Genomic DNA, 21,138 nt, shown 5'->3' on the forward strand with positions numbered 1-21,138 from the left:
GGACTTTCACTGAAACTGCCCGTAGGGGGTAGCCGCCCGGCCCGCAACTGTCAATAAAGTCAGGACTTCAACCTTACCGGCGTGGGTTGCCGCCAATTGAGGGATTCCAGCATCTTGACCCGCCCTCCGGCAGCCGGTAGAGCGCGGGGATGGCCCGTCGGTTACTGATCGTCGTCCAGGAAGCCCTGTTCTTCACCACCCACCGGCTGCCGGTGGGCCGGGCGATGCGACAGCGTGGCTGGGCGGTGCATGTCGCCGCTCCGGAAGACCCCGCGATTGCCGCCCAGCTGGCGGCCGAGGGTTTCACTTTCCATCCGATCCCGCTGACCCGCAGCCGGCAGAACCCGATTGCCGAGTTGCGGTTGCTGCTGGCGCTGAGCGCCCTGTATCTGAAGCTGCGGCCTGACCTGCTGCATCTGGTCTCGGTCAAGCCGGTGGTCTGGGGCGGGGCGGCCGCGCGGCTGCTCGGCCTGCCGGCCGTGGTGCATGCCATCACCGGGCTGGGCTATGTCTTCATCCGTGCGGGCAATGGCGGGGCGGGCGGCAGGTCCGGCCTGCTGCGTCGCCTGCTCGAGGTGCTGTACCGGCTCGCACTGGCGCATCGCAACAGCGTGACGATTTTCCAGAATCCCGACGACCGCACGGTGTTTGAGACCCTGAACCTGGTGCCGGCCGGCCGTTCGGTGATGATCCGTGGCTGCGGCGTCGACATGCAGGTGTTTGCCGCACAGCCCGAGCCGGTCATCGATGCCGCGCATCCGCCTGTGGTGATGTTTCCGGCCCGCCTGCTGGGCGACAAGGGCGTGCGCGAATTCGTCGTCGCCGCCGAACGGTTGCGCGCGGAAGGCGTCAGCGCGCGCTTCGTCCTCGTGGGCCGGCGCGATCCCGACAACAAGACCGATATCGGCGAGGCGGTGCTGCAGGACTGGATCGAGAGCGGTACAGTCGAATACTGGGGTTTTGCGCAGGAGATGCCCGCCATGCTGGCGCGCGCGCATATCATCGTCCTGCCGTCGTATCGCGAGGGCCTGCCGCGCGGCCTGATCGAGGCAGCGGCGATCGGTCGCGCCATCGTCACCACCGATGCACCGGGCTGCCGCGAAGTGGTGCGGCATGAGGAAAACGGCCTGTTGGTGCCGGTCGGCGACGGTGACGCCGTGGCAGCCGCAATCCGCCGTCTGCTGGAAGACCCAATGCTGCGTCAGCGGCTGGCGACGCGCGGCCGTGCGATTGCCGAGAGCGAATTCTCTGTCGAGTCTTTCATCGAAGCCAGTCTGGCGGCCTACGACCGCGTGCTGCGCATGCAGGGGGCCGGGCTGTGAGCGGCGCGGACGGCAATTGGGCCGATAACTGGATGATTGCCGCAGCCGTGGCTGCCGGCACCGGGCTGTTCGTTTATCTGCTGCTGAAGCCGCTGATCGGCTGGCTGCATCGCCGCGCGATCATGGACATCCCGAACGACCGCTCCAGCCATGTCGAACTGACGCCACGTGGCGGCGGCATCGCAACCACGGCCGGCATGCTGCTGGGGTTGGCAATTTGGATCACCCTGCGCCCGGATGCCACTGCGCCGCTGGTGCTGCTGGGCATGGCAGTGCTGGCAATGGTGTCCTGGCTGGATGATCGCAGTGGCGGACTGCCGGTCGGCGTCCGTCTTGGCGCGCAGGCTGTCAGCGTCGGCGTCGTGCTGGCGATGCTGCCGATGGAGGCGACGGTCACACAGGGACTCGCCCCCGCCTGGCTCGAACGTGTCGTGCTGTTCTTTGCCTGGATGTGGTTCACCAACCTGTTCAATTTCATGGACGGCATCAATGGCATCACCGGCGTTGAGATGGTGACGATCGGCGCCGGCGCCGCATTGGTGGGCGGGATTTCCCAGACGGGGGGGGATGTAGAAGCATCCGGGCTGATCGTGGCGGCCGCGGCGCTGGGCTTCCTGCCGTGGAACTGGGGCAAGGCAAAAGTCTTCCTGGGCGATGTCGGCAGTATTCCGGCGGGCTACCTGCTCGGTGGCCTGCTGCTGGCCCTGGCGCTTTCAGGCCACTGGGCTGCGGCGCTGATACTCCCAATGTATTACTGGGTCGACGCCACCTACACTTTGCTGCGCCGGCTGCTGCGCGGCGAAAAGGTCTGGCAGGCGCATCGCAGCCATTTCTACCAGCAGGGCGCGCGCAAGCTGGGCAGTCATGCGGCCGTGGCAGTACGGATTGCCGCGCTGAACCTGCTGCTGGTCGTCCTTGCCGTGGCCAGCAGCCTGGGCTGGCAAATCGCCGTTGGCGCCATCGTGATTGCCATTGCGGCCACGATCACCCTTTGCAGGCATTTCGCGGAGCCGGTTCAACCGTTAGGATGACCGCCGCCCATGAAAGACAAGCCGCGATTCGCCTTTTCCTTGCGCCTGAACCACCGCGTCCTGCTGGTGGCGGCGCATGACATCGTCATGGCGGCAGTGTCGCTGCCGTTGGCGATCTGGCTGCGATTCTGGATTGTCGATATCGAATGGTCGCCGCTGGAAGCCTGGCTGCCGACCCTGATCTTTGCCGGCGTGGCCGGTGTGGTCTTCCAGTATACTGGACTCTATCGTGGCATCTGGCACTTCGCCTCGCTGCGCGACATGCTGGCGATCCTGCGCGGCAGCCTGCTGTCGCTGCTGATCTTCCTGCCGCTGCTGTTTGTCTTCACCCGCCTCGCCGACTACCCGCGCAGCGCGCTGGTGATGCAGTTCTTCATCCTGATGCTGCTGCTGGCGGGCCCACGCATCCTGTATCGCAGCTGGAAGGACGGCAGCCTGGCCACGGTGCTGTGGCGCGGCGACGACAAGCGGGTGCCGGTGGTGCTGATCGGTTCCAGCCTCGCCGCTGATACTTTCATCCGCGAGATGGAACGCGGTCCGGCCTCCTATCGCGTTGTCGGGATCATCGATGATTCAGCGGGCCGGCATGGTCGCGACATGCGTGGTATCCGCGTGCTCGGACGGCTGGCCGATTTGCCTGCCATCGTAAACAACATGCGCGAGATCGACCGGCCGCGTCGCGCCATCATCGCCGATGACCGGCTGGATGGCCGCGTGATCCGCGAGCTGGTCGAGACCGCCTCGCAGTTCGGCATCAGTGTGGCACGACTGCCGCGCATGACCGAGTTCCGCAAGGAAAGCGAGGCGGGGCAAGTGCAGTCGATCGATGTGGAAGACCTGCTGGGCCGGCCGCAGCGCGTGCTGGATCGCAGCGCGGTGACGCAGCTGATTGCCGGCCGTCGTGTCCTGGTCACCGGCGCTGGCGGCACCATCGGCTCCGAACTGGTGCGCCAGGTGGCAGCGCTGCAGCCAGCTGCCATCGTGCTGTTCGAGCAGAGCGAACACGCGCTCTATCAGATCGACATGGAATTGGCCGAGCGCATGCCGGAGCTGCCGCGCGTGGCCGTGCTGGGCGATGTGCGCGATGCCGATGCGGTGGAAACCGTCTTCGCGGCGCAGCGGCCCGATATCGTGCTGCATGCCGCGGCCTACAAACATGTGCCGCTGGTGGAAGCCAATGCCGGCGAAGGACTGCTGACCAATGTGCGCGGCACCCATGTTGTGGCGCAGGCCTGCCAGCGCCACAACGTCGCCGTGATGGTGATGATCTCCACCGACAAGGCGGTCAATCCGACCAACGTGATGGGCGCCACCAAGCGTATCGCCGAGATGGTCTGCCAGAGCCTCGATCTCGAACGCGTCACCAGCCAGCGCAACTCGACCCAGTATGTGACCGTGCGGTTCGGCAATGTGCTCGGCTCGTCGGGCTCGGTCGTGCCGCTGTTCCAGCGCCAGCTCGCCAGTGGCGGTCCGCTGACGGTGACGCATCCCGATGTCACGCGCTTCTTCATGACCACACGCGAGGCGGTCGAACTGATCCTGCAGGCCGCCGCCATGCCGAACGACGTGGTGCATGCCGAGGGCAAGATTTTCGTGCTCGACATGGGTGAGCCGGTGCGCATCCAGGATCTGGCGCGCCAGATGATCCGGCTGACCGGCCGTCAGCCCGACAAGGATGTGAAGATCGTCTTCACCGGACTGCGGCCGGGCGAGAAGCTGTATGAAGAAGTGCTGCACAGCGCCGAGACCACCATGCCGACGCCGCAGGAAGGCGTGATGCTGGCGGCACCGCGCATCATTGACCGCGCCGAACTCGAGCGTGCGATTGCCACGCTGATCCATCATGCCGAGCGGCGCGACACGGCGGCGGTGGTGGCCGGCATCGCCGCGCTGGTGCCAGAATTCGAACATGCACCGAACGGACAGGGCAGCAGCAGCGAGACTGCCGCGCCCGTGAATCGCCCCGCGGCTTGAAGTTCAAGTCGTCATGCCCGCGGAAGCGGGCATCCAGTGTCGGAACAGCCCGTGTGCTGCAATCAGTATCCCCACCCGTCGCGCTTTGCGCGACAATATATGTAAGGCGGCAATGCCGCCGGGCGCGGGGATGACAAATTAAGGGCCTCACCCCTTCGCGATCAGTTCCGCCTGCTTGACGATGCCTTCGGCCTGACGGATCGAGGCGATGTCGATCAGCTTGCCGTCCAGCGCCACGGCGCCCTGGCCCTTGGCCTGCGCTTCCTTCATCGCTTCGAGAATCCGGCGCGCCTTGGTCACTTCAGCTTCCGGCGGCGTGTAGACCGTGTTGGCCAGCGGAATCTGCGCCGGATGGATCGCCCACTTTCCTTCGCAGCCGAGAATGGCGGCGCGGTTGGCCTGCGCGGTGTAGCCTTCGTTGTCCGAGAAATCGCCGAACGGACCGTCGATGGGACGCAGGCCGTTGGCGCGCGCCGCCACCACCATGCGCGAAATCGCGTAGTGCCACATATCGCCCCAGAAATAGTCGCGCGGCTTGTCACCGTCCTTGTCGGTCAGCACGCCGTAGAGCGCGTTCGGCCCGCCGATCGAGGTCGTGCGCGCCCGCGTCGAGGCGGCGTAATCCGCGACGCCGAAATGCAGGCTTTCCATCCGCGGTGAGGCGGCGGCGATCTCGTGGATATTCTGCATGCCGAGCGCGGTCTCGATGATCGCCTCGATGCCGATGCGCTTCTTGAAGCCCTTGGCGGTCTCGATCTGGGTCAGCAGCATGTCGACGGCGTAGATATCCGCCGCGGTGCCGACCTTGGGCACCATGATCAGGTCGAGCTTGTCGCCGGCGCCTTCGATCACCTCGACGACGTCGCGATACATGTAATGGGTATCGAGGCCGTTGATACGCACCGACATCACCTTGCGGCCCCAGTCGATATCATGGAGCGCCTGCACGATATTCTTGCGCGCCTGCGGCTTGTCGTCGGGCGCCACGGCGTCTTCAAGATCAAGGAAGACCACATCGGCGGCGCTTTTCGCGGCCTTCTCGAACAGCTTCACACTGCTGCCGGGCACCGCCAGTTCGCAGCGATTCAGCCGGGCGGGGGCGGGGGTGATGGTCTTGAAGCTCATGGCGCGCCTGTTCTCCCTGTTTTTCCCTATGCTGCACCTGCTAACTGGCGCGCGAGGATTTGGCAAGCCTGACGTTGGGGTAACCTGGAAATGCCTGTGAAATCTATGCTTTAGAGAGCGGATGGTGCTGGCGCACCAGGGCCTGCTTCCGCGCTTCCAGCACGTGGGTGTAAATCTGGGTCGTGCTGATATCGGCATGCCCCAGCATCTTCTGCACGGCGCGCAGGTCGGCGCCGCGTGCCAGCAGGTGGCTGGCGAAGGCATGGCGCAGCACATGCGGCGAAACCTTGGCCGGATCGATGCCGGCGACAACGGCAAGGTCCTTCAGCAGCTGGCCGAAACGCTGGCGTGTCAGATGGCCGCTCTCGCCGCGCGACGGAAACAGCCAGGGCGAGGTCTTGCCTTCGATGAAGTCGCTGCGCCAGCTGGCATAGTCCTTGATGGCCTGCCGCGCCGGCTCAGACAGGGGCACCAGCCGTTCCTTGTTGCCCTTGCCGCGGATCACCAGAAAGCGCGCATCGTCGCCAAATGGCGGCCAGCGCAGGCCGACCAGTTCGCTGACGCGTAAGCCTGTGGCGTAGAGCACTTCCAGCAAGGCGGTGAGGCGCGCGGATTCTGCCGGATCGTCGCGCAAGTGCCGCGCTTCAGTCAGCAGCCGGTCGACGTCGTCCTCGCTCAGCAGCTTAGGGAGAGGCCGTGCGCGTTTTGGCGCATCCAGCAAAGCGGCCGGATCGTCCTTGCGGATATTCTCCTGCACCAGGAATTTGAAGAACTGCCGCAGTGCCGACAGCCGCCGCGCCGCCGTGGCAGCAGTCATGCCTTCATCCGACAGGCCCTGCATGTAGAGCCGCAGCGCATCGGTGCCGATAGTTTCGGGGTTTTCATTGCGGCCGGCGAGGAAGCCGCTGAAATCGGCGAGATCGGTGCGATAGGCCAGCAGCGAATTCTGCGCCAGCCCGCGCTCGGCGCTCAGCATTTCCAGGAAGCTGTCGAAATGGCGGCTGGCGCGGGCCATCCGCGTTTACAAACCGCGCAGCAGCGCCGCTTCCAGCGCGATCTGCTTGGCTTCCGCCGTCAGGCCCTGATCGCGCAGCGCGCCGAGCGCGCTGGCCAGGCCCTGGCCGTCGATCTCCAGGCTGCCCTTGCCGCCCAGCATGGCGAGCGCCAACGCAACGGTTTCGGCTTTTGCCTTGGCGGCATTCGCGCGTTGCAGGTTGCGCCACACGGCCACAGAGGGCGAGCCGCGGCGGTCGTTGCCGGCGGCCGCGGCCAGCAGGCTGTCCCATTTCTCCGGCGGCACGGCAATGCCGGCGGCTTCGGCCAGCGTCAGCAGCTGCGCGGCGCGGTTGTTGCGTTCGGCGGCCGGCAGTTCGGCCTGCGCGGTCATCCAGGCTTCGTAACGGCTGTCGCGCCAGTCGCCGTCTTCGCCGGCGATCAGCAGCAAAGGCCAGGCCTCGGCGACAATCTCGCCGGCATTGTCGCGCTCCGGCGGCAGGGCCAGCAGGATGTTGCGCCACAGCCGCGCCGTGCCGGTCTCGCCGGCGGCCAGCGCCATGCGGATCACCGCAGGTGCGGCGGCGATGCTGGCTTCGTTCGGCACCAGGTTGTTCAGCAGCGGTTTGTAGACTGCCGCCGTCACCAGCAGCAGGTCGCGCGCTACCGCCAGATCGTAGGCGCGCTTGATCAGGTCGGCCCGCGTCCTGGCGTCGGTCGCGTTTTTGGTCGCCTGGTACAGCAGAGCCGCGGCACGCACGCTCTTGTCCTTGCCGGCCACAATATTGGCCAGCAGCGCGGTGCGCTGTGCCTCGGGGATTTCAGCGGCCGCATAGGCCTCGCCCAGCAGTTCGGGCGTCAGCGCGCCGTATTGCACGGCGCGTTCGGCTGCCATCAGCCGCAATTCGGCATCGGCCTTGTCGTATCCGGCCAGCGCCACCAGCAGGGCCGGCGTGGCGACGTCCAGCACATCCTTGGGCAGCGGCCGTCCGGCGGCGCGCAGCATGGCGAAATGCAGCGGGCTGGCGCCGCCCAATGTCTCGACCTTGGCGCGCGCATCGCCGCGCAAAGCGGCGGCCAGCGTGTTGAAGGAAGGGTCATTCCCGCCGCCATCGCGCCACAGGCTGAGCGCCAGGTCGCCGCCTGCGATGTCCTTGGCGTTGTAGCGGCACAGCACGGCGGCCTTCTGCCAGACGGCCGAGGCGTCTTCGCGCAGGCCATTGGCGGCGATCTCGCAGGCCTTGGGCAGGTCGTTCTTCAGCAGCGCCAGATCGAAGGGCAGTTCGCGGAAGACTGGATCCTTCAGATCGCGCGACGGCAGCGATGCCAGCCGCTCGGCCTCGGCCAGGCGGCCCAGGCGATAAAGCTGCGCCACGCGCAGGCCAAGGATGCTGGGGGTGGCCGCAGTGCCGGGCGGCACTTCGGCGACGCTCAGCAGCAGGCGGCGCTGCAGATCGCGCAGGGCGGTACCTGACACCGGTGCCGGCAGCACGCCGAGCGCCTGCACGGCCTGTGCGCGATTCGAGCTCTGCCACATCGCCGTGCCGAGGCCGCCATTGCCATCATCGAGCAATCCGCCTGACGACGGGTCGGGCGCATTCAGCGGCTGGATGACGAATTCAGCAGCCTTCGGATTGCTGCTGCCGCTTTCCGTGGCCTGAGCGCCAGTCGTCTCGCCGAGCACCGGTTGCGGGGCTGGCAATGTCTGAGCTTGGGGTGCAGGCGGCATCACGGGCGATGGCATGGCCGGAGGCGCCAGAGGCTGGCTGCCAGCGGGCATCGTATTCGTCTGGACGGGTGGCGTGAGTTGCGGTGCCGGTTCCTGCTGGGCAGCCGGTTCCTGGCTGCCGCCCGGGGGTGTCAGGCGGATCGGCTGGGCCTGCGCCGGCAGGATTGCCAGGGCCAGAGGCAGAGCCAGGCTGGCGGCCAGCAGCAGGCTGGCCCTCGAACCGACCTTCCCCCGCGACGACATGGCTATTTCCCGAGCCGGTCGGCCGGGATGACCTTTTCGACCTTGGAACGAGGGGCGGGAATATCCCAGCTGGCCAGGAAGGCGACGCCGCCGCCCACCAGCAGGATAAGGACCAGCCCCATGATCATCGACAAACGGGCCATTCAGATACACTCCCGACTTGCACAAACCGGCTGGCAACCGGTTCGGCTGCGGCGGGCGTGCTGGAAATATGACTCGATTGCTCTATTGTATCGGCGCTGCCGGCCCCAGGCAATTGGCGGGCAGCAAAGGCAAATCCGGCTATTTGGCCTGCCTGATCATCGAAGCGCCCGGTAATTACGGAATTCAGCGTGAGCAGCACCGACACCGTTTCCGCCATGGCCGCTCCGTCCGCTGCCGCGGACGTTGACGGCGATGCCGCGGCCGCGCTGCGCAGCCTGGTTCTGGTCGGCCTGATGGGCGCGGGCAAAAGCTCGGTCGGCCGCCGGCTGGCCACCCGGCTCGGCTTCGATTTCATTGATGCCGATACCGAAATCGAAAAGGCGGCCGGCGCCACCATCCCGGAAATTTTCGCCGAACATGGCGAGGCGGCCTTCCGCGACGGCGAGCGCAAGGTAATCGCCCGCCTGCTGGACCAGCCGCGCATCGTGCTGGCCACCGGCGGCGGCGCCTTCATGAATGGCGAGACGCGCGCGCGCATCCGCGAGCGCAGCCATTCGATCTGGATCAAGGCCTCGCTGGATGTGCTGGTCAAACGCTGTGCGCGCCGCAGCAACCGCCCGCTGCTGGCCAACGGCGATCTGCGCAGCACGCTGGACCGGCTGATGCGCGAACGCTATCCGGTCTACGCCGAGGCCGAATTCACCGTCACCAGCCTGGATGGTCCGCATGAGGCGGTGGTCGAAGAGATTCTCCAGGTGCTGCCCGAAGCCTATCGCCAGGCAGCACATGTCGCAGACGATGGCAGGATTGGTCCGATAGAATGAACACCACGCCGAAAACTGTGCGCGTCGATCTCGGCCAGCGCGCTTATGACATCAAGGTGGGTGGTGGCCTGCTGGAGACTGCGGGCGATCATATCGCGCCGCTGCTGCGCCGGCCTTTTGCGGTGATCGTCACCGACCAGAATGTCGCGGCCACGCATCTCGACACGCTGAAGCGCGCGCTGGCGCAGAAGAATATCGGCTGCGAGGCAATTATTCTGCCGCCGGGCGAGTCGCAGAAATCCTATGCCGGCTTCGAACATCTGTGCGAAGCGCTGGTGGCGCTGAAGATCGAGCGGCGCGACCACCTGATCGCGCTCGGTGGCGGCGTGATCGGCGACCTCGTCGGCTTCGCAGCCTCCGTGCTGCGCCGGGGCATGGATTTCATCCAGGTGCCGACCTCGCTGCTGGCCCAGGTGGACAGTTCCGTGGGCGGCAAGACCGCGATCAACAGCCGCCAGGGCAAGAACCTGATCGGCGCTTTCCATCAGCCGAAACTCGTGCTGGCCGATGTCGCGCTGCTGGATACGCTGTCGCCGCGCGAGTTGCGCGCCGGCTATGCCGAGGTGGTGAAATACGGCCTGCTCGGCGATGCCGACTTCTACGCCTGGCTGGAAAAGAACGGCGCCAAACTGCTGGCCGGCGATATCGCCCTGCGCACCGAAGCCGTGGCGCGCTGCTGTGCCCACAAGGCGCGCATCGTGGCGGCGGACGAGCGCGAGGAAGGCGAGCGCGCGCTGTTGAATCTGGGTCATACCTTTGGTCATGCGCTGGAAGCTGAAACCGGCTATTCGCAGCGCCTGCTGCATGGCGAGGGCGTGGCGGTCGGCATGGCGCTGGCATTCCATCTCTCGGGCCGGCTCGGGCTCTGCGCCGCCGATCTGGCGCCGCGCGTGGAAAGCCATCTGGCCGAGAGCGGCCTGCCGGCGCGACTCGCCGATGTCGATGGTGCGAAGCAGTTCAAGCCGGCCGTGCTGCTCGAGCATATGAAGCAGGACAAGAAGGTGCGCGACGGCAAGCTGGTCTTCATCCTGGCCGAGGCGATCGGCCGCGCGGTGGAGCGCAGCGATGTGACACCGCAAGCGGTTGAAACCCTGCTCGCCGAACAGCTCGTGGCGGCCTGAAGCGTCGCCGCCCGCCATGCCATTCGCCTTGCTTGCGGAAATTTTCTCGGTCATCGCGCCGCTGGTGATGCTGGCCGGATCCGGCTGGGTCTGGGCCAAGCGCGGCAAGCCCTATCAGGTCGATCAGATCAGCCTGCTGGTCACCAACTTCGGCACACCCTGCCTGGTGATCCATTCGCTGCTGGTGGCCGAGATCGATCGCGCGATGATCGGCACCATGGCCTTCGCCACTGTCGTGGCAATGGCGGTGTTCATGGCGATCAATGCCGTCGTGCTGCGTCTGATGAGCCTGTCGGTGCGCGATTATGTGGCGGGACTGACATTTCCCAATGCCGGCAATGCCGGGCTTTCCTTGAGCCTGTTCGCCTATGGCCAGCCCGGCCTTGCGCTCGGCATCATATTCTTCGCAGTCACGTCGCTGAGCAATTTCACCGTCGGCCAGACGATCCTCGCGGGCCGTGGCAATCTCGGCGCCGTGCTGCGCTCGCCGATGATCTATGCGGTGCTAATCGGCATCGCGGGCAACCTGCTGCAGGTGCATCCGCCGGTCTGGATCATGCGCAGTCTGCAGGTGGCCGGCGGCATCGCCATTCCGCTGATGCTGTTCACGCTCGGCGTGTCGCTCGCGACATTGCAGGTCAACGATCTGAAGCGCGGCCTGCTGCTGTCGGCCCTGCGGCTGGCTGTCGGCATCGCTGCAGGCTTCGGCCTGAGCGAACTGCTGGCGCTGGACGGTGTCGCGCGCGGCGTCTTCATCATCCAGTGCGCGATGCCGGTGGCGGTGGTGAATTATATCTTCGCGGTGCGCTACAACCGTGATCCGCAGACCATGGCCAGCCTGGTGGTGATTTCCACCCTGCTCAGTTTCGCGACTCTTCCCGCTCTGCTGGCGTTTGTGCTGCGCTAAGACTGGCTGCCAGCCCGTTGCCGGGCTGCAGCACGATCAGGCCCGACCGCGCCACAAAATAGGAAAGGATGGCGCTGCGCACCCGTGAGGTCAGCGTCTTTTCCCGCCGCTGCGGGTCGCGGTCGACCTGCATGGCGAAATGGTGCCGGTCGACACCCTCGGCATTGCAGATCGCATCCAGCGCCGCCCATTCCAGACGTTCGAGCCGGATACTGGTGCGCCCCCGTCCCAGACGCAGGTTGCGCGTCACCAGGCTGGAGCCATGCAGGGCGGTGTGTTGCGAGCGGCGTGTCGTCGGCATATCGCAACCTATAATGGATATTTTCCGAATGATCAAAGGAAATAGGTTGTACCTTTTGCGGATTATCGGCTGGTGAAGTTGTATTTCCGAATCAACCTCTTGGCGGGGATCGCGGTTTGCCGCCCCATGTCCGGTCCGGGCCGGCTTCTACTCCCCCGGCGCCTTGGCGGTGACGGCCAGGGCGTGCATTCCATCGGCGAATTCCTGCGCCAGCAGGCGATAGATCTCGCGCTGGCGCTGCACCCGGGGCATGTCCCGGAAAGCCTCGGCCACGACGGTGAGGCGGAAATGGGTTTCCTGCGCCGCCAGTCCCTGCATGCCGGCATGGCCGGCGTGATGCGAGGATTCATCCACCAGTTCGAGCCGGGCAGGGTTGAACGCCCCGGTCAGCTTGGTGCGGATGCGCGCGGCGATCGACATGATGAAAACTCCTCGTCCACTCAAGAAAATTGCAGCTTTACGACAGGGTAGGATGTCGCCTCTGGTCTTGCCAGTGCTGTGCGGCGGACCCATACTTTAAGGGTCATGGCACGCGCACGCGCACAGCAGAAATTCTTCCTTGGCCTCGAAGCCGAAGCCGCCTTCGGCCGGCAGGGGCTGCGGCGCTGCGACCATCCGAGTTGCAGTGAGGAAGGCCGTTTTCCGGCACCGAAAAGCCGGGAATCGCGCGACGGACGCTGGCTGTTCTGCCTCGATCACGTGCGGCAATACAATCTGGGCTGGGATTTCTTCCGCGGCATGACCGATGCCGATATCGAGAAATACCAGCGCGAGGATGCGCTGGGCCACCGCCCGACCTGGCGGATCGGCACCAAGCCGCAGACCGAAGATCCGCAGGTCTGGGTCAAGGACGATCTCGGCATCCTGGCCGATGTGGGATTGCGGATGGGCGAGCCGAAGCCCAAAAGCACCGCCGAGCTGCGCCTGCCGCCGCGCGAGCGCGAGGCCATGGTGGCGCTGGGTTTCGATCTGGCCGGACTCGAACTGCCTTTTGGCAAGGGCGTCCTGAAAAAGCAATATAAAACAATGGTGAAGCGCTATCATCCGGACGCCAATGGCGGCGATCGGGAGGCCGAGGAACGGCTGAAAAGCATCACCCAAGCCTATGCCTATCTGCAATCGCGCGGCTATACTTAGGCGAACAATCTCCCCACGGCGTAATAATAAAGCCCAAAAAACCCGAGAGTGACGATGACGGCCCTTCAGACAAAGCCCGTTTCCATGCCGGCGAATGATTTGCCGGACACCACGGTTTCCGTGCGCGATGTGTTCGGGATCGACAGCGACATGAAGGTGCCGGCGTACAGCCAGCCGACCGAGCATGTGCCGGATCTGGATCCGACCTACCGTTTCGACCGCGAGACTACGCTCGCCATCCTCGCCGGCTTTGCCTACAACCGCCGCGTCATGGTGCAGGGCTATCATGGCACCGGCAAATCCACGCATATCGAGCAGGTCGCCGCGCGGCTGAACTGGCCCTGCGTGCGCGTCAACCTCGACAGCCATATCAGCCGTATTGATCTCGTCGGCAAGGACGCCATCGTGCTGCGCGACGGCAAGCAGGTGACGGAATTCCGTGAAGGCATCCTGCCCTGGGCGCTGCAGTCGCCGGTGGCACTGGTGTTCGACGAATACGATGCCGGCCGTCCGGATGTGATGTTCGTGATCCAGCGTATCCTGGAGGTCGAAGGCAAGCTCACGCTGCTCGACCAGAACCGCGTCATTCGCCCGCACAAGGGCTTCCGCCTGTTCTCGACCGCCAACACCGTTGGCCTGGGCGATACGACGGGCCTCTATCATGGCACGCAGCAGATCAACCAGGGTCAGATGGACCGCTGGAGCATCGTCTGCACGCTCAACTACCTGCCGGCCGATGACGAGGTCGCCATCGTGCTGGCCAAGTCGCCGACCTATACCGGCGACAAGGGCAAGAAGACGATCCAGAGCATGGTGGCGGTAGCCGAACTCACCCGCGCCGGTTTCATCAACGGCGACATCTCGACCGTGATGAGCCCGCGGACCGTGATCACCTGGGCCGAGAATGCACGCATCTTCGGCAGCGTCGGCTTCGCCTTCCGCCTCACCTTCCTCAACAAGTGTGACGAACTCGAGCGGCCGCTGGTGGCCGAGTATTACCAGCGCAGCTTCGGCGAGGAACTGCCGGAAACGGCTGCCAAGGCCGACCTCGCCTAAACCGGAGCAAGGCGCCGCATGGCGAACAAGCCGGAAAGCCCGATCGAGCCGTTCAAGCGTGCGCTGACCGCAGCGACGCGCGCGATCTCGCATGACCGCGACCTGCAGGTCAGCTTCGGGCCGGAAACGCCCGGTCTGCGCGGCAAGCGCGCGCGCCTGCCGGTGCCGGGGCGCGATCTGCCGGCCGCCGAAGTGGCGCAGATCCGCGGCCTTGCCGATTCCATGGCCTTGCGCCTGCGCCATCACGACGACAGCCTGCATTCCCGTCTGCTGCCGCAGGGCGGCACCGCACGCGCCGTGTTCGACGCCATCGAACAGGCCCGTGTGGAGGCCATCGGCGCCACGCGGATGGCTGGCGTGGCGCAGAACCTGAACGCGGCGCTGGATGAGCGCTGCCGCTCGAAAGGCTATGCCAAGGTCAAGGATCGCTCCGAGGCGCCGCTGGCCGATGTGGTAGGCCTGATGGCGCGCGAGCGGCTGACCGGCGAGAAGGTGCCGGCGCAGGCACAGAAGATGGTCTCGCTGTGGCGCGACTGGGTCGAGGAAAAGGGCGGTACCGATCTCGATGGCCTGCTCGCCAACCTCAACGACCAGCGCGCCTTCGCGAAAGTCGCGCGCAGGCTGATCAAGGATCTCGAACTCGTCGATGACGAAGACGGCGATCTCGACGACGAGGATGAAGGCGAGGACCAGGACAGCCAGGGCCAGCAGCCGCAGAGCCAGTCGGACGGGTCTGATTCCGAACAGGGCGAAGCCGCCTCGTCGGGCATGGACCAGGCCGATGCCGCCGACGCTTCGGGCGGTGAATCCGTCGAGATGGAAGCCGAAGCCGGCATGGAAGAGCAGGTCGCAGGCTCGGGTGAGGAAGCCGGCAAGGGCCGCCGTCCGCCAGCGTCCGACATGATGGGCCATAACCGCGAAGCGCTGTACAAGCCCTATACCAAGCAGTTCGACGAAGTGGTCGGTGCCGACGATCTGTGTGATGCCGAGGAACTGGCCCGGCTGCGCCATCATCTCGACCAGCAGCTCAACCACCTGCAGTCGGTGGTCGGCAAACTGGCCAACCGCCTGCAGCGCCGCCTGATGGCCAAGCAGTCGCGCTCGTGGCATTTTGATCTCGAGGAAGGCATGCTGGATGCAGCGCGCCTTGCCCGTGTGGTTGCCAACCCCACGCTGCCGCTCAGCTACAAGCAGGAAAGCGACACCGATTTCCGCGACACCGTTGTCAGCCTGCTGATCGACAATTCCGGCTCGATGCGCGGCCGTCCGATCACGGTGGCGGCGATGTGCGCCGATATTCTCGCCCGGACGCTGGAACGCTGCGCGGTGAAGGTGGAAATCCTCGGTTTCACCACGCGCGCCTGGAAGGGCGGGCAGAGCCGCGAACGCTGGCTCTCCGACAACAAGCCGGCCCAGCCCGGCCGCCTGAACGACCTGCGCCATATCGTCTACAAGGGCGCCGACGCGCCCTGGCGCCGTGCCCGGCGCAATCTCGGCCTGATGCTCCGCGAAGGCCTGCTGAAGGAAAACATCGACGGCGAGGCGCTGCTCTGGGCGCATGACCGCCTGCTGGCGCGCACCGAACAGCGCCGCATCCTGATGGTGATCTCCGATGGCGCGCCGGTGGACGATTCCACGCTGTCGGTCAATCCGGGCAACTACCTGGATCGACATCTGCGCGAAACCATCGACTGGATCGAGCGCCGCTCGCCGGTCGAACTCACCGCCATCGGCATCGGCCATGACGTAACGCGTTATTACAAGCGCGCGGTCACCATCGTGGATGCCGAACAGCTCGGTGGCGTGATGATGGAAAAGCTCGCCGAACTGTTCGACGAGACGCCGGAGCAGGGCAAAGGCAAAGGTCTGGGCCGGCTCAAGAAGACCAGCCGCGCCGCCTGACTCCAGTCAGTTTCGCTTTTTCAGTTCAGCTTTTTCAGTTCAGCTTTTTCAGTGAGGCCAGCAGGTTGCCCAGCCCGGCCTTGGCCTTTTCGTCCAGCGGCGCCGGGCCAGCGGCGGCTGCCGCATCATTGCCGGCGGCCTGTTCGCTGGCGCCCATCACGCGGTTCATCGCGGCAATCAGCAACGGCAGCGCAATCGGCTTGGCGACATAGTCGTCCATGCCGGCGCTGATATAGCGCTCGCGGTCGCCTTCCATCGCGTTGGCAGTCAGCGCGATGATCGGAATCTTCGCTGCGGCATGCTGCATCTTGCGGATGGTGGTTGTTGCGGTCATGCCGTCCATTTCCGGCATTTGCATGTCCATCAGCACCAGATCGTAAGGCGCCTTCTGCACCTGTTCGCAGGCCTCGATGCCGTTGGTGACGATATCGGACTGGTGGCCGAGCTGGCGCAGCATCAGGCCGATCACCATCTGGTTCACCTGGTTGTCCTCGGCCACCAGGATGCGCAGGCTGCGCAGGGTGGCGGGGCCATTGGCCGGCACCGGCAACGCCTCGGTCTGCACGGGCTGGCCTTCGGCGAGCGGCAGCTCGAACCAGAAGGTGCTGCCCTTGCCCTCCTCGCTATCCACACCGATGCGGCCACCCATCAGCTCGGCCAGCTGCTTGGAAATGGCCAGGCCGAGGCCGGTGCCGCCGAAGCGGCGTGCGATGGAGCTGTCGGCCTGGTTGAAGCGGCTGAACAGACGGTCGATCTGGTCGGCGGCGATGCCGATACCGGTGTCGCGAACCTTGACCAGCAACATGTAGCGACCGTCATCGAGCTTGCGGGCATCGACCAGGATACGCACCTCGCCCTTGTCGGTGAACTTGATGGCGTTGCCGGCCAGATTGAACAGGATCTGGCGCAGACGACCCGGATCGCCCTTGAGGAAGCGCGGCACGCCGTCGGCGAGTTCGCTCGACATGCGCAGGCCCTTCATCACGGCGCGGGGGTTCATCATCGAGATCGCGCTCTCGACCAGATGGGGGAGATCGAAGTCGATTTCTTCCAGGTCGATACGCCCTGCCTCCAGCTTGGAGAAATCGAGAATGTCGTTGATCAGCGACAGCAGATGTTCGGCCGAATCACGCGCCGTGGTGATCAGTTTGTACTGATGCTTTGACAGGTCGGTATTCTGCAGCAGGCCGATGGTGCCCAGCACGCCATTCATCGGCGTGCGGATTTCGTGGCTCATCATCGCCAGGAATTCCGACTTGGCGCGGCTGGCGTCCTCGGCACGTTCCTTTTCTTCGGCATAGCGGTCGGCCAGTTCGCGCATATGGAAGGACTGCTGCTCCACCTGGCGCTTGGCCGCTTCCAGGTCGGCAATGTTCCGGTGCAGGATTTCCTGCTGTTCCTTCAGGGCGGTGATGTCGGTGCGGATACCGACGACGCCGCCGTCCGAGGTGCGCCGTTCGGTGTTGCGCACCCAGCGTCCGGTGGCGAGCCGGGTTTCCGTGCTGCCGCTGCCGCGGCGGAACAGTTCCAGCCGCTCGTTCAGCCAGTCGTCGAGGAAGGTTGAGTCCATGCCGACCATGTCGCGCTGCAGGCTGGCCTTCAGGATGTCGGAGAAGCGCGCGCCCGGCACCAGAAGGTCCTCGATTTCGCGATAGAATTCGCGATAGCGCGAATTGCACAGGATCAGCCGCTCGTCCTTGTCGTAAAGCACGAAGCCGTCCGAGATGCTTTCGATGGCATCATACATCTGCCGTTCGGCCTGTTTGACGGCGGTGATGTCGGTCCCGGTGCCGACAATGCCGCCATCGGCGGTGCGCTGCTCGCGCACCAGTAGCCAGCGACCGTCGGCAAGGCGGCGTTCGTGCGCGTCTTCGGAGTGGCCATGTTCGTGCACACGGCGCTGAATCCAAGCTTCCGGATCCAAATCGCCGGTCTGGAAGATACCGCGGGTGACGCCGGCGCGGGTGATCTCCTCGAATGTGACGCCGGGCTGGATGATGTCGGCAAGTTCGGGGAAATGGTCGCGTATGCGCTGGTTGAACAGCACCACGCGGTCATCCTTGTCGTAGAGGATGAAGCCTTCATTCACCGAATCGATGGCATCATACAGCCGGCGCTCGGCTTCCTTCACCGCGGTGATATCCGTGCCGATGCCGACGATGCCACCATCGGCGGTGCGCTGCTCATGCACCAGCAGCCAGCGGCCGTCCTGCAGATGGCGCTCGATCGGCTTGCCTGGATTGCGGTGCTGCTCCAGCCGTTGCGCGATCCAGGCTTCGGGCTCGGCGCCGCGCAGGTCGACAATGCCGGCGGAGATAGCCGCGCGCAGCAGGTCTTCGAATTTTATGCCGGGGCGGATCAGTTGCGCCAGGCCCGGATTGTGGTCGGTGAACTGCGCATTATACATCACGACGGCATCATCGGCGTCATAGAGCACGAAGCCGTCGCTGATCGACTGGATGGCGTCATGCAGGCGCTGCTCGGCGCGCTTCAGGTCGCTGATGTCATTGAATACCGTGATGATGCCGCCATCGACAGTGCGGCGGCGCTGCATGCGCAACCAGACGCCGGGGAAGGGCTGGGCATCGACCGGACGACCGGTCGGCTTGCGGAATTCCCGCGTCAGATTCTCGATGTAGTTTTCCAGGTCGAGCTTCGTGTCGTAATCGGCATGGCGCATCGCGGTGATGCGCATGATCTCGCTGAAATGCGTGCCCGGGCGCACGATCTTCGGGTCGTGCCGGGTCATTTCGTAATAACGGCTGTTGGCCATCGCCAGATAGCCTTCCCTGTCGTACAGCACAAAGCCTTCGGTCAGGGTCTCGATGGCGTCGCGCAGGCGGGCTTCCGCCAGTTTCAGGTCGGTGATGTCGCTGGCGACCAGGATCACGCCGCCATCGGCGGTGCGGTGGCGCATGTTGCGCAGCCATTTGCCGGGCAGGAATTCGCCATCCACCGGCTTGCCCGAAGGATTGTGGTAGTCGGCGCGCGCCGCGGTGATGTAGCCCTGATGATCGAAATTCGGCCAAGACTTCTTGCGGCGCGCGGCTGCGACATCGACCACCTCATCGATGGTGGCCCCGGGCAGCAGGCTGTCCGGCGGCAGGTCGAAGGCGTCGTAATAGCGCCGGTTCGCCATGATCATGCGCTGATCCGGCCCGAACAGGATGAAGCCCTCCGACAGCGCCTCGATGGCGTCGCGCAGGCGCTGCTCGGTCTGCTTCAGGTCGGTGATGTCGCTGACCACCGAGATGGTGCTGCCATCGGCAGCGCGATGCCGCACGCTGCGCAGCCACTGGCCGGGCAGGAATTCACGATCGATCGGCCGCCCGCTCGGGTTGGCATGTTCCGCACGCAGCATGGCGGCATAGCCGTCATAGTCGCGTTGTGGCCAGATTTTCTGGCGGCGCTCGATCACGATATCGATAATCTCGTCGTGGCTGATGCCGGGCTTCACCACGGCTGGATCGTGACCGGTGAGTTCGTAGAGTTTGTGGTTGGCCAGCATCATCCGGTTGTCGGGGCCATAGAGCACGAAGCCGTCCGACAGGCTTTCGATGGCATCGCGCAGGCGCTGCTCGGCCTGCTTGAGGTCGGAGATGTTGGAAACGATGGCGATCACGTCGCCATCCAGCGTGCGGTGGCGCACGGTGCGCAGCCAGTAGCCGGGCCGCGCCTGGATGTCGAAGGGCAGACCCGAGGGATTTTCGAAATCCGCCCGCAGTGAAGCGACATAGGCCTCGGCCTCGGCTTCGCGACCCAGCGTGCGGCCGGTCGCCAGGACGTTCTCCATGATGTCGTCGTTATGCGCGCCGGGGCGCACCAGGCTGACATCGTGGCCGGTCAGCTGGTAGTAGCGCTGGTTCACCTTCAGCAGGACGCCGTCGCGACTGAACAGCGCAAAGCCTTCGGCCAGCGCCTCGATGGCGTCGTTCAGGCGTTGCTCGGCCTGCTTCAGTGCGGTGATGTCGGTGATGATGTCGACCGCGCCGCCTTCCTGCGTGGGATTGACCGTGAAGCGCAGCCAGCGGCCGTCAGCGGTGCGGCGCTCGAACTGGTAGCCGCGTTTTTCCTCGAACAGCATCTTGTGGCGATAGGCGACGCGGCCGGCGCGACGCTCGGCCGAAGGCGGCGAACCGAAATCGTCTTCCAGCGCCATCATCACATCGGCGAACGGCGTCGGTCCGCGTCCGGAAAACCGTTCCAGCGCCGGCAGGATGGCGACGGTCTGCTGGTTGAAGCGCACCAGCCGGTCCTGTTCGTCGTAGAGCAGGAAGCCGTCCGACAGGCTGCCGATCGCATCCGACAGCCGTTGCTCGGCGAAGCGGCGGCTCAGCGTCTGGCGATGCAGCACCACCAGGAAGGCGATGCCGGCAACGATTGCCACGATCAGGGCAACGACGCTGAACTGCAGGTTGCCACGCCAGGAGGCCAGGATGTTGTCGCGCGCCAGACCCACACCAACTACCAGCGGATAGCCGCCAATGCGGTTGACGGCGAGATAACGCTCCACACCGTCGAGCCCGCCAGTGGTCAGCAGGTCACTGCGCGCCTGCTGGCTGTAAGGCGGATTGAACAGTGCGAGATTGGCCGCCGAACTGCCGATGCCCGGGCCGGTTTCAGGTACGCGGGCGATGCGCATGCCGGATGCGTGATACAGCGTCAGCGAATTGCCGGCGCCGATGGCGGCATCACGGAAGAAGGCGAGGAAATATTCCGGCTCGACGCTGACCGAGATCACGCCACCGAAGCTGCCATCCGGTTTGTTGATGCGGCGGCTGACGCTGATGCCCCACATGCCATTGATACGGCTTTGTACCGGCTCGCCGACAAACACGCCGGCATGCGGGCGCTCGGCATGGATACGAAAATACGCGCGGTCGGCGCCGTTGAAGTGGCGCGGTACCACCGCAGCGCTGTCGATGATCGAATCGCCCTTGTCGTCCAGCACGATATAGGCACGCGCCTGCGGCAGTTCGCTCAGGCGCGAATTCATACGCTGCCGCAGCGCCGACAGGCTGCCGACAGGCGAGGTGCCGGCCATGCCGCTCATGGTTTCGGCGAAATTGAGCAGGAAAATGTCGACGGCGCCAAAGCTGCGGCTGGTATGTTCTTCCAGCAGATTGGCCAGCGAGCGCGCGGTGGCGCGGCCTGCCGCGATTTCGTCATGATACTGGCGATAGAGTTGCAGCCCGAGCATGGCACCGAGCAGGACCAGCATCGCGATGACGAACAGCGCCGGAGCGCGCATCATGCTGCTCGCGCGCCGTTCTGTAATATGGGATGCGCCTGTTACCCTGTCAGCCATGATTGACGTCTGGTCCTCCGC

At 65.1% G+C, this 21,138-nt stretch carries 16 protein-coding genes; 9 read left to right on the forward strand and 7 right to left on the reverse strand.

Annotated features, from left to right (window positions below; translation table 11 throughout):
• Window positions 1-149: 149 nt before the first annotated feature.
• From FNB15_RS09255 to FNB15_RS09265, 3 genes are read left to right on the forward strand one after another with little or no spacing between them, the layout of a single operon-like run.
• Window positions 150-1,322 carry a glycosyltransferase family 4 protein gene (locus FNB15_RS09255; protein WP_144068422.1) on the forward strand — a complete coding sequence of 391 codons (1,173 nt, stop codon included), beginning with the start codon at window positions 150-152 and terminating at the stop codon, window positions 1,320-1,322.
• A complete protein-coding gene (locus FNB15_RS09260) occupies window positions 1,319-2,353 on the forward strand; it encodes an MraY family glycosyltransferase (RefSeq protein WP_144068423.1) in 1,035 nt (344 codons plus the stop codon). Before FNB15_RS09255 ends, FNB15_RS09260 begins: the two co-directional genes overlap by 4 nt.
• A 9-nt stretch (window positions 2,354-2,362) precedes the next feature.
• On the forward strand, window positions 2,363-4,327 hold the full coding sequence (locus FNB15_RS09265; protein ID WP_246068831.1) for a polysaccharide biosynthesis protein: 1,965 nt from the start codon (window positions 2,363-2,365) through the stop codon (window positions 4,325-4,327).
• 147 nt (window positions 4,328-4,474) lie between these two features.
• On the opposite strand, the gene FNB15_RS09270 is transcribed toward FNB15_RS09265, so the two are convergent.
• The 4 genes from FNB15_RS09270 to FNB15_RS20945 all read right to left on the reverse strand — a co-directional run bounded on the left by FNB15_RS09270 (window position 4,475) and on the right by FNB15_RS20945 (window position 8,560).
• Window positions 4,475-5,452: an HpcH/HpaI aldolase/citrate lyase family protein gene (locus FNB15_RS09270; protein ID WP_144068424.1), complete on the reverse strand. Its 978-nt coding sequence runs from the start codon at window positions 5,450-5,452 to the stop codon at window positions 4,475-4,477.
• A 103-nt stretch (window positions 5,453-5,555) separates the two neighbouring features.
• Window positions 5,556-6,467, reverse strand: coding sequence for a site-specific tyrosine recombinase XerD (gene xerD / locus FNB15_RS09275; protein ID WP_144068425.1), 912 nt, complete (start codon window positions 6,465-6,467; stop codon window positions 5,556-5,558).
• Between the two features lie 6 nt (window positions 6,468-6,473).
• Window positions 6,474-8,417 (reverse strand): hypothetical protein, encoded by a 1,944-nt coding sequence (locus FNB15_RS09280; protein WP_144068426.1) that lies wholly within the window; start codon window positions 8,415-8,417, stop codon window positions 6,474-6,476.
• A gap of 2 nt (window positions 8,418-8,419) precedes the next feature.
• A complete protein-coding gene (locus FNB15_RS20945) occupies window positions 8,420-8,560 on the reverse strand; it encodes a hypothetical protein (protein WP_185973791.1) in 141 nt (46 codons plus the stop codon).
• 189 nt (window positions 8,561-8,749) lie between these two features.
• Here FNB15_RS20945 and FNB15_RS09285 point away from each other — a divergent pair, with 189 nt between their 5' ends.
• Genes FNB15_RS09285 through FNB15_RS09295 form a run of 3 tightly spaced genes read left to right on the forward strand, consistent with a single transcriptional unit; the run spans window position 8,750 to window position 11,413 of the window.
• Window positions 8,750-9,385, forward strand: a complete 636-nt coding sequence (locus FNB15_RS09285; RefSeq protein ID WP_281287797.1) for a shikimate kinase — start codon at window positions 8,750-8,752, stop codon at window positions 9,383-9,385.
• Window positions 9,382-10,506, forward strand: a complete 1,125-nt coding sequence (aroB, locus tag FNB15_RS09290) for a 3-dehydroquinate synthase (RefSeq protein ID WP_144068427.1) — start codon at window positions 9,382-9,384, stop codon at window positions 10,504-10,506. Before FNB15_RS09285 ends, aroB begins: the two co-directional genes overlap by 4 nt.
• Window positions 10,507-10,522: 16 nt before the next feature.
• A complete protein-coding gene (locus FNB15_RS09295; RefSeq protein ID WP_144068428.1) occupies window positions 10,523-11,413 on the forward strand; it encodes an AEC family transporter in 891 nt (296 codons plus the stop codon).
• Here the strand turns inward: FNB15_RS09295 and FNB15_RS09300 are convergent.
• Window positions 11,367-11,714, reverse strand: coding sequence for a ribbon-helix-helix domain-containing protein (locus FNB15_RS09300; protein ID WP_144068429.1), 348 nt, complete (start codon window positions 11,712-11,714; stop codon window positions 11,367-11,369). The two genes, FNB15_RS09295 and FNB15_RS09300, sit on opposite strands and share 47 nt — an antisense overlap.
• A 147-nt stretch (window positions 11,715-11,861) precedes the next feature.
• Entirely contained in the window at window positions 11,862-12,134 is a 273-nt protein-coding gene (locus tag FNB15_RS09305) for a BolA family protein (protein ID WP_144068430.1), read from the reverse strand.
• A gap of 105 nt (window positions 12,135-12,239) precedes the next feature.
• Between FNB15_RS09305 and FNB15_RS09310 the strand changes: the two genes are divergently transcribed.
• The 3 genes from FNB15_RS09310 to cobT all read left to right on the forward strand — a co-directional run bounded on the left by FNB15_RS09310 (window position 12,240) and on the right by cobT (window position 15,809).
• Window positions 12,240-12,851 (forward strand): J domain-containing protein, encoded by a 612-nt coding sequence (locus FNB15_RS09310; protein WP_144068431.1) that lies wholly within the window; start codon window positions 12,240-12,242, stop codon window positions 12,849-12,851.
• An 84-nt stretch (window positions 12,852-12,935) separates the two neighbouring features.
• Window positions 12,936-13,907, forward strand: coding sequence for a cobaltochelatase subunit CobS (gene cobS / locus FNB15_RS09315; RefSeq protein WP_246068832.1), 972 nt, complete (start codon window positions 12,936-12,938; stop codon window positions 13,905-13,907).
• Between the two features lie 18 nt (window positions 13,908-13,925).
• A complete protein-coding gene (cobT, locus tag FNB15_RS09320; RefSeq protein WP_144068433.1) occupies window positions 13,926-15,809 on the forward strand; it encodes a cobaltochelatase subunit CobT in 1,884 nt (627 codons plus the stop codon).
• A 34-nt stretch (window positions 15,810-15,843) separates the two neighbouring features.
• Here the strand turns inward: cobT and FNB15_RS09325 are convergent, their stop codons facing one another.
• A complete protein-coding gene (locus tag FNB15_RS09325; RefSeq protein ID WP_185973792.1) occupies window positions 15,844-21,063 on the reverse strand; it encodes a PAS-domain containing protein in 5,220 nt (1,739 codons plus the stop codon).
• Window positions 21,064-21,138 lie beyond the last annotated feature (75 nt).

Source organism: Ferrovibrio terrae (genome assembly GCF_007197755.1).
GTDB classification, from domain to species: domain Bacteria; phylum Pseudomonadota; class Alphaproteobacteria; order Ferrovibrionales; family Ferrovibrionaceae; genus Ferrovibrio; species Ferrovibrio terrae.